Source organism: Chthonomonas sp. (assembly GCF_035294165.1).
Taxonomy (GTDB): domain Bacteria; phylum Armatimonadota; class Chthonomonadetes; order Chthonomonadales; family Chthonomonadaceae; genus Chthonomonas.
On record NZ_DATGLN010000176.1, the window covers coordinates 1 to 8,764 of the forward strand.

General features: G+C 55.2%; 8 protein-coding genes. 5 read left to right on the forward strand and 3 right to left on the reverse strand.

Annotation, left to right across the window (positions count from 1 at the left end; genetic code table 11):
- The first annotated feature begins 123 nt into the window (after positions 1-123).
- The gene (locus VKV29_RS09495) at positions 124-1,719 is read left to right on the forward strand and encodes a hypothetical protein (RefSeq protein ID WP_324201067.1); all 1,596 of its coding nucleotides are present in this window, start codon (positions 124-126) and stop codon (positions 1,717-1,719) included.
- Here VKV29_RS09495 and VKV29_RS09500 read toward each other — a convergent pair.
- The 3 genes from VKV29_RS09500 to VKV29_RS09510 form a co-directional block, all read right to left on the reverse strand.
- Complete coding sequence (locus VKV29_RS09500) at positions 1,716-2,720, reverse strand: hypothetical protein (RefSeq protein WP_324201068.1); 1,005 nt, start codon at positions 2,718-2,720, stop codon at positions 1,716-1,718. The genes VKV29_RS09495 and VKV29_RS09500 overlap by 4 nt on opposite strands.
- A gap of 14 nt (positions 2,721-2,734) precedes the next feature.
- Positions 2,735-3,517 (reverse strand): outer membrane lipoprotein-sorting protein, encoded by a 783-nt coding sequence (locus tag VKV29_RS09505; RefSeq protein ID WP_324201069.1) that lies wholly within the window; start codon positions 3,515-3,517, stop codon positions 2,735-2,737.
- 104 nt (positions 3,518-3,621) lie between these two features.
- Positions 3,622-4,890, reverse strand: a complete 1,269-nt coding sequence (locus VKV29_RS09510) for an MFS transporter (RefSeq protein WP_324201070.1) — start codon at positions 4,888-4,890, stop codon at positions 3,622-3,624.
- A 146-nt stretch (positions 4,891-5,036) separates the two neighbouring features.
- Here VKV29_RS09510 and VKV29_RS09515 point away from each other — a divergent pair, with 146 nt between their 5' ends.
- From VKV29_RS09515 to glmU, 4 genes are all read left to right on the forward strand, one after another.
- On the forward strand, positions 5,037-5,408 hold the full coding sequence (locus tag VKV29_RS09515) for a phage holin family protein (RefSeq protein ID WP_324201071.1): 372 nt from the start codon (positions 5,037-5,039) through the stop codon (positions 5,406-5,408).
- A gap of 26 nt (positions 5,409-5,434) precedes the next feature.
- The gene (locus tag VKV29_RS09520) at positions 5,435-5,776 is read left to right on the forward strand and encodes a histidine triad nucleotide-binding protein (RefSeq protein ID WP_324201072.1); all 342 of its coding nucleotides are present in this window, start codon (positions 5,435-5,437) and stop codon (positions 5,774-5,776) included.
- A 600-nt stretch (positions 5,777-6,376) separates the two neighbouring features.
- Positions 6,377-6,808 (forward strand): DUF1844 domain-containing protein, encoded by a 432-nt coding sequence (locus tag VKV29_RS09525; RefSeq protein ID WP_324201073.1) that lies wholly within the window; start codon positions 6,377-6,379, stop codon positions 6,806-6,808.
- 159 nt (positions 6,809-6,967) lie between these two features.
- Complete coding sequence (glmU, locus tag VKV29_RS09530; RefSeq protein ID WP_324201074.1) at positions 6,968-8,440, forward strand: bifunctional UDP-N-acetylglucosamine diphosphorylase/glucosamine-1-phosphate N-acetyltransferase GlmU; 1,473 nt, start codon at positions 6,968-6,970, stop codon at positions 8,438-8,440.
- Positions 8,441-8,764: the final 324 nt, after the last annotated feature.

The following is an 8,764-nucleotide window of genomic DNA, read 5'->3' on the forward strand; positions in this document are numbered from 1 at the left end:
ACTCTCTACTTACCAGCGAAAGCGGAAAGGAGTGCGAGGAGTTATTGTGACGCCACGATTGCTCTCGACAATCGGGGGAATGCGGATAGCAATTCCTCCCCCGCGTAAACGCAGGGGGTCTCCTTGCTATGTTTTTATGAACCGGAGATTAGCCAGGAGGGCCTGCGGCTGCTCGGCACGCTCTCCCCATCTCCTGCAGCGGTGCTGCAAGACTACATCCACCGCAAGCTTTTTGAGCTGCGCTTCGAGCGCTATTTGGGTAGATGCGACCGGCTTCGGAAGGGAGTGTATGCAGCGCTTTGGTGCGCCACCTTCGGCACCCTTCTCTCTTACGGCGTGTATTTCTTTCGGGCGCTCGCTCTGGAACAGAGCCTCTTGTCGTTGCCTATTACCATAGGCGTTCTCCTCCTGTTTGTGCTCTATGTAGTGGGGTTTGCCACATTGGAGCGGTGGTACATCCGTCGTCTCAAGAGTTTTGTACGGAGAGAGGGAGGCACCGTCGTTGCCGCACTCACCTATCTTGTGTGTGAAACCTCGGAGGGCCTTGTTCCCCTTATTCAGAGGCTTCGCAAGGAGCATCGGTGGCATATTAGGCGGCTTGAAGAGTTTATCACCTTTTGTGGGGAGCCGCGCTTGGTGCACGATTTCCTGCGTGCTCGAAGCATCAAAGGACTAAGCCGCATCAACCGGCGTTTTCTCTTAAGCGAGTACTACTCCAACCCTGAAATCTACGCACTGCTAAACCCCTCCGCCTTCGGTGCCGATCCCACCGCTCTATGGAAAGATGGGGTCATCCTTTCTAAGGCGAAATCGGGGAAAACGGGTGAGCTAGCGCGATTTCGAAAGCTAATACGCACCTACCGCACACGGAATCTGAGAACGGTATTTGTCGTTCTTGCATATATCTTCTCTTTACCAATAGCTACTTTTGTGCTACCGCTTATTATATTGTATATCATTGATAGACTATCATCACTATTGCATCTAACATCCTATGTAGGCAAATATGAGGGCTTCTTCATCATCGCCTCCGTTGGCCTGGGTGTTTTAGTGGCCTCATGTCTTATTGTGCCTGTTATGCGCTGCATCGCAAACTATCAGCAGCTCTTCGCACAGCTTGTGGCATCGGCAGAGAGGCTGGGGCAGCGCGAATTCCTTGAGGCGCTTCCGGATATTTTGTGGCTTCTCATCCATTTTTCCCTCGCGTGGGCGCCCGAGAACAAGCGGAAACCATATAACAGGCTGCTGACGATCGCGCATGATCGGCTTCTACGGCTAACCCCTGAGGAGCGCGTAGAGTTGCCGAAAGCGGTTAAGGAGCAACTCTATCGGCTACTACCCGGATCGGGAAAAGAGGGTAAGGGCAACACGGCCCTTCTACGAATGGTTTTGCTGCCCGCGCTTGTGCACGGGATGGGCGTTTTTGGCGATCAGGATACGTTGGTAATGCTTCGGCGGGCACGCCGAAAAACGGCAAATGCCGAGTTGCTCTCGCGTTTAGACGAGGCGATTGACCACCTTACCGCCCTCTACCCATCGCAACTGCTCCGCCCCTCGGCGGCGCCCACCCCGCCGGATGCCGAAACGCTGTTGCGTGCGGCCCATGCACACGATTCTTCTGAGGCCTTTTTGCTACACGCGGTGGGGGAGAGGGGGGAAGAAGTAAATTCCTCTTCGGAGACGGGAAAGGATGAAGGTTCGGCGCACAAAAACGTTTAGAGAGCGCTCTCTTCCGTCCTTTCCTGAGTTTCTGCGAACTCTCTCTCTTCCACGAGGAGCGGCTCTGCAGGGGGCGGGAGCGATTTGAGAGATTTTTTGGGGGTAAGCCCGCGTAGCTTATCCTTGGCGGCGATAAAAGCTTCCCGATAGAGCTGGCGGATTTGCGCTGCGCTCATACGGCGTCCGGTTTCATAGTAGAACTGCATCGCCCGTCCTGCCGTGATCGTTCCGGCGTAGGCGATAGCGGCGCGCGAAACGAACCCCACAACCGGCACGAGGCCGACCAGCTCGCGGGCGATGGCGCGCCATCCAAAGGCGTTGCCAAGCAGAGGGGCCAGCTCGGCCAATCGGCTTTGAAAATCCACCTCTAGCCCATAGATGGCGGCTAAACGCAGCGTCATCATCACCTGGTTTTTGGTAAGGACTACGATGTCGCTGAAGGCGGCTCCGGGAATGCCGATGGCCCCCAAGAGGGGCACCTGCTCCACCAATCCCGAAAGCATGGCGAACTCGGCGTTAACGAGAGCCGTTTGTTGCACAATCCGCCTAGCTACCATGGAGCGGAAGGCGGGAAAGCTGCGGGCTAGGGCGAGGGCTAGGTCGGGTTTGTCTTCGAGGATGCGCTCCAACGTTTTTTCCCAGCCGCCCAACTCCGGAACGCTATATATAGGAACACCTTCGGGTGCGCCCTCACGCGAGCCGGTGAGGTCAATCACCAGATCATGGTACTCCGGATTGCGAGGAAAGCCGTCTTCCTCCTTAAACGAATCGTAAACCGAAAGCGCCGAGGTTCCGGGAAGCACACGAGGTGTAAGGGGCGGCTCGGTTCCTTCGGTAAGGCCATAGAGCGCTTGCACGATAGGCTCTCGCGTTTCGGCGGGGCCTACTAGGCCTAAGTTGAGAGGACGTTGAGCCTCTCGGGCGATTTCGGCCGCGCTAACGCTTTTTACGATCTCCCAAAAGCCTTTAGGCCCCGGCAGTTTCACTCCTGCGCCTTCCACTTTAACTCCTTCGACTACTCAAAGAGGCTATCGGGCATAGGGATATTCACCCGAATGTCTCGATAGGCCGTTTCGCCGGCCAACGTGCCCTGATCGTCGTCCACCTCTATTGTTGTGGGCATGTACAACCCCGATGCCACCTCTTTAATGTTCTTATAGTACCAAATGGAGAGAAGTTTCCCCTCTTGGCTATACTCCTCGCGTTTTAAAGTAACGCGCGTTTTTGGGTCTATCCATACGAAACGAAAGGAGGTATCAAGGCTTTTATCTCGATAGCTAATGCGAAAGACGGCACAAGGAGTGCCTTTGAAGGGGCGAACCCCTTGAAACTCGGCCTCCGTGTAGGAGAGATAGTCAGGCGAGATAAGCCCCATATCCAACAGGGTTTTGCGCTTCCCTGGGCTTTTACCGAGGTCGCGTACGTCCTTAAAACCGATGCTCAGGCGCACGATCTGGGTGGTTTCGTTAATGATGAAAACACCCTTGTTGGCGCCAAAACGTCCATCAAGGCGAAACTTATCCGGCTCTTTATAGCGGACGAGTAGGTCTCCTCTGGCCTTTTGCATCCATTCGTAGATCAGCCCGAAATCTTTATTGATACGTCGGGCTGCTTCGGCGTTATAGCGTACGAGATGGATGTAGGCCTCAAAATCTTGAAGGTTCTTAACGACGTAGCTTTGGATGTTGGGGCTAATCGAATCGGCAATGGCGTCGGGCTGCCCAAACGCCGCAAAAACCGTTAATCCCAGCGCCGAGGCCATAAACGCTCTTCGGGCGGGGTTGTGTTCAAAAGGCACCTTCTTTCTTCTCCTTATCTCCACAAAATAGGGGAGGGTTTGTGTACCCTCCTACTATACGTCCAAAACGCACGCGTTTTTCCCGTGTGACGTTCTTTGCGCCTTTATGCCACCACCGCCTGTTCCTCTCGTAGGGCTGCAATGCGTTCTACATCCTCATCACGGAAGGTAAACATGTAGGCCAGGGCGCAGATCAGCGTGGTGACGGCGGGCAGAATAAACACCGGCGGCCAGTTTGTTTGACCGTTTACGGTGAAGTGCTGTTGTACCCATCCGCTGAAGTAGCTACCGATGACGTTGCCGATGCCCAAGGTAAAGAAGTTGATCATGTTTTGTGCGCTTGCCCGAATGTCGCGCGGGGCCACACGGTCTATATAGAGCTGCTGTACTACCATGACGAAGGCATAGCCGAAGCCGTGCAGGCCCAAAGAGGCCACCACGAGCCATACCGGTTTTTGAAGCGCAAAGATGAGGTAGCGCAAAGGCCAGGCAAAACTGCCGATAAGTAGGCACCAACGCATGCCGAATTTCGGCAACCAGAGCGGCAGCAGCACGCCAAGAGCGATGACTTCGGTGGCCTGGCTGATAGACTTGGTGATGGGGATGAGGTTTCTCGGTATGTGAAGGCTATCGAGGAAGGGGGCGGACAGGTTGTAAAAGAACATGAACTCGGTGGCGGCAAAGAAGGAGATGATGATGAAGACGGTGAAGCCGGGCACCTCGTGAAACAGGCGGAACGCCTCGCGAAAGGCCAGGGGGTCTACCCTCTTCTCTTTAACGGGCGGGGTGTTGGGAAGGATAAAGAAGCAGGTAAAGGCCATTACCAGGTTGAGGATGCCCGTAAGCATCATCTCTGCGATGGGGGTGCTGAGGTTTTCCGCATGGTAATGGGTGAGCCTTGTATAGGCTAAATAGAGAAAGGCGGCCACAATCCACCCGATGGTGCCCGCCGTGCGGATGATGGAGAACTCGCGTTCTCGTATCTTTTCGTTGTTTACGTAGCGGGATACGTGGTGGAGGGTAATCGAGTTGGTGATGCCTAACGTGGGCGCGAAGAAGAGAGACCAGGCCAGCATGGAGGCATAAAGGCCGATGACGGAATGTTGGTGCGCCATGGTGAAGGCCGCAATGGCCGCAAGGATATGGGAAATTCCTAGAAATATCTGACTGGGCATAAAGCGGTCGGCGATCTGCCCGCCGATGAAGGGCGTGATAACGCATCCAAGCCAGAAAGCGCCGAAGATCGCGCCTGTGCTTGCGGGGCTAATGCCTCGGTGTTCCAATGTGTCGCTGATGATAGGCATCCACGCGCCCCAGGCGGCATACTCCCAAAACATCATGAGAATCAGGCGTAACCGCAAGAAAAACGGCATTGGGTTCTCCTCACTCCTCTATTTATTTTATTTTCTCGAAACTGCCCTATTATACACCGTCGCCTAAGCGACTTCCTGCACGCCTCAGGCGGAGACGGGTATACTCTAGCGTAGCGAGGCTCCATAGATTTAGAGGAGGTGTGGCTATGCGAAATTGGATTACCCGCTGGGTGGTTAGTGCCTTAGCGCTCTACATTCTAGTTCAGTTCTACCCAAGCATCCAGATTCATGCAAAGGGCACGGAGTATGTGGTAACCATCCTCTTGGTGTCGGTTATATTAGGGCTGTTTAACTCGTTGATTCGACCCATCATTCTCTTTTTTGCCTGGCCTATCAACTGTCTCACGTTTGGGCTATTTGGGTTTGCGTTGAATGTGGCCTGTTTTTGGCTCCTGGGCACGGTGCTCCCTACTTTTCGTATCACCAGCCCAAAGGCCGCCCTGTTTGGCTTCATCGCGATGGGGCTTATTAGCGGGCTTCTTAACTTCTTTTTGAAGGATAGAGGCGAGCGCAGTTAAACATCGATCCAATGGAGGGAGAGTACATGACAGAGAACTGTGTGTTTTGTAGGATCGCCAATGGAAGCATTCCGGCAGAGAAGGTGTACGAGAACGATGAGTTTGTGGCCTTTCGTGATCTCAACCCACAAGCGCCGGTGCATGTGCTGCTGATACCTCGTCAACACTTTGACACTTTGCTGGATGTGGAGGATACCGCTCTACTTGGCAGGGCCTTGCGCTGCGTGCAGGAGGTGGCGAAGCAGTTAGGGCTTGCCGATGATGGTTTTCGGGTGGTGGTGAACTGTCGAGAGAACGGCGGGCAGACGGTTTATCATCTCCATTGGCACATTCTCGGCGGTCGTTTCATGACATGGCCTCCCGGCTAACGTTCTATTCGGGAGCCGCTAGCGCACGACGACGCAGCGGTCTTAGCAGATGAGGGGGGCGTCGGTCTTGAGGGAAAAAGACGCAATGCGCAGCACCGTCGGCCTTGAGGGGGAGGGCGCCCTGCCCCAGAAAATCGCAAGATTTTCTGGGGACCCCTGTATCGGCCTTGAAGAGCTGGCAAGAGAGACGCCTGTCATTTCGAGCCGAAGGCGAGAAATCTTGAGTTTCCATTCCCATCAGCTCTGAGGGGGAGAACGTTGTCCTTGAGGGGGTGGGTGTCGGCCTTGACAGCACAGCGGACAGAAAGATAGGCGATTAAGAGAGCAATTCAGGCCGCAAAGGCGCCGTCCGCGGTAAGTTTCCGAAGGAGAGCCTACCGAAAGAAACCGAGAGCGAGAGTAAGTTTGCCGGTCTCTCCTCTCCCTGATAGGGGCAGAGGTGAGGATAGAGCTATGGCTTGTTTTATCGCAAGTACGTGCTGTCCTGTATAGCAAAAATTTCTTGGTGATTTGCCTCGATCTATGCTATACTTTCTTCTGCAGAAGGCTGAGCGACGAGAAACGAGTTTAGAGTGTTCAGTAGCCTGAGGGAGGAAGACGATGGAGGATCAAGCACCGGAGTTTCGTGTGATAGACCGTCGTGCTTCTGCTGCAGCCGGCCGCGAGGAAGAGTCATCGTCTGCAGAGGCGTCACCATCCCAGCCAACAACCGATACCTCATCTTCCAAGAGCGATGAGGGGATGCCAAGCCCAGAGATCTTGTTGCCTCTTGTCGCTTTGCAGATGGAAGTAAAACAGCTGGCAATGGCGCTCGTTGGCGTTTTTGATGCTCATGCGTGGCGTGCTTTGGGGCTTCATGCAAACCCTAAGACCGGCCAGACCGAGGAGAACCTGCCGGCGGCACAGCTTGCCATAGACTGTATGCAGTTTCTTTTAAGCAAGATGGAGGGCGATCTGCCGGAGCAGGAGTTACGTGAACTGCGGCGTCGTTTAACCGATCTGCGCCTTAACTACGCCGCTCGTGCCAAATAAAGGTGTGTTCAAGGCCACATCTACCTCTTTGAAACGCCGTTGACGCGCCCACGTGACGATCTGTCTTTCTCTTCTGTTTTGCGGAGGAGAGGCAGGCTAGAGGCAGACACTGTCTTTTTGTGTGCTCGAATACAATTTCGTCTGATGGAGTTTTTCTGCATGACACATGCCGCTTATCAAGGCGCCCATCCTACGGGGGAACAGACGTTGCCACCAACGGTGGCCGTGCTGCTTGCGGCCGGCAAGTCTACACGCATGCGATCGCGGCTGCCCAAACCGTTACATCCTCTTTGCGGTTTACCGGTTACCGCCCATGTAGTCCGTGCCTGTTGGGAGGCTGGCGTCGAACGGGTAGTGGTGGTGGTGGGCCATGAGGCGGAGCGGGTACGCGCAGGGCTTGTGGAGGCGACGCCGGAGGGATGCTCGCTTGAGTTTGTGCATCAGGAGCGCCCTTTAGGCACCGGAGATGCTGTTCGGGCAGCGCAGAGCCTTTTGGAGAGTTGGCCACATACCGTGCTCGTACTGGCCGGGGATACCCCTCTGCTTCGACCTCCTACCCTTCGGCGGCTTGTTGAGGCGCGGGTACAAGCCCATGTGCCTGTGGCCATGCTGACGATGGAGTTGCAAAACCCGACCGGTTACGGCCGCATTATCCGTGATGAGAAAGGGCACGTGATCGGCATTGTTGAAGAGCGTGACGCCACGCCGGAACAGCGCCGATGTCGCGAGTGCAATCCATCCATCTATGCCTTTGATGGGCCTCGGCTTTGGAAGGCGCTCGCCCAACTGCGCCCCAACAACGCCCAGGGAGAGTACTACCTCACGGACGTCATCGGCTGGTTTGTGCAGCAAGGGGCACCTGTAGAAACTGTAGCCATAGAAGACCCCAATGAGGCGCTTGGCATCAACACGCGTGTAGAGCTTGCACAGGCTGCGGCGTTGCTAAGAGCGCGTCTGTTGGAAAACCTTATGCTCTCCGGAGTTACGGTAGTAGACCCCATGAGCACTTGGGTAGACGTGGATGTTACGGTGGGGCAGGATAGCGTTATTCAACCAAACACGCTGTTGCTAAGGGGTACCCAGGTCGGAGAAGAGTGCGTTTTGGGGCCGTTTGCCCGCATCGAAGGCTGTCGGTTAGGGAACCGGGTGCAGGTGTACGCCTCTTGGCTGGCCGATAGCGTACTAGAAGATGATGTACGTGTAGGCCCCTACGCCCAGATTCGCCCCAACTCTCATTTAGGGGCCGGGGTGCGCATTGGGAACTTTGTGGAGCTTAAAAACGCCATGCTTGGCCCACGTGCCCAGGCGTCGCATCTCTCCTATCTTGGCGATGCGGAGATAGGGGAGGGAACCAATATCGGCGCAGGCACCATTACCTGTAACTACGATGGCTTTCAAAAGCATCGCACGCAGATCGGCCCTCGCGCTTTTGTGGGTTCACACTCCACGTTGGTGGCACCGGTGGAGATCGGCGAGGGTGCCTTTATCGCGGCCGGCTCGGTGATCACGGCCAACGTGCCCGCCGATGCTTTGGCCATTGCCCGCTCGCATCAGATCGTGAAGGAGGGGTGGGCGGCGGACTATAGGCGGCGCAAAGCCGGCAAAGGGGAGCAGAAGAACACCTCTAAATAGGGTAGATTCTATAAACGAAATTTTTTGCGTTTCGTGTTCGCGCAATAGGCAACCAATTCTGGTTTTGCGTGAAAATTGGCGCATGTAGGGGTACGCGGAGGACGAGCAGACCAGGCTAAAGAGCGGGAGGGCTTTGCCCTGTTTGGCCCGCCACAAGAACATCGCCCAATGAGGCGATATCTGAGCGATTACAGGCCCTATGGCAAGGAGAGAGCGGATGCAAACCAACACCCTGCGCGTTTTCACAGGGAACGCCAACCCGGAGTTGGCGGCAAAAATTGCTCGAGAGCTTGGCATCGAGCTTGGTGCAATACAGGTCAGTAA

What these genes read in the sequence shown, in the direction of transcription:
- glmU (WP_324201074.1), top strand. Translation starts at nt 6,968, where the DNA reads ATGACACATGCCGCTTATCAAGGCGCCCATCCTACGGGGGAACAGACG.
- VKV29_RS09520 (WP_324201072.1), top strand. Translation starts at nt 5,435, where the DNA reads ATGACAGAGAACTGTGTGTTTTGTAGGATCGCCAATGGAAGCATTCCG.
- VKV29_RS09515 (WP_324201071.1), top strand. Translation starts at nt 5,037, where the DNA reads ATGCGAAATTGGATTACCCGCTGGGTGGTTAGTGCCTTAGCGCTCTAC.
- VKV29_RS09510 (WP_324201070.1), bottom strand. Translation starts at nt 4,890, where the DNA reads ATGCCGTTTTTCTTGCGGTTACGCCTGATTCTCATGATGTTTTGGGAG.
- VKV29_RS09525 (WP_324201073.1), top strand. Translation starts at nt 6,377, where the DNA reads ATGGAGGATCAAGCACCGGAGTTTCGTGTGATAGACCGTCGTGCTTCT.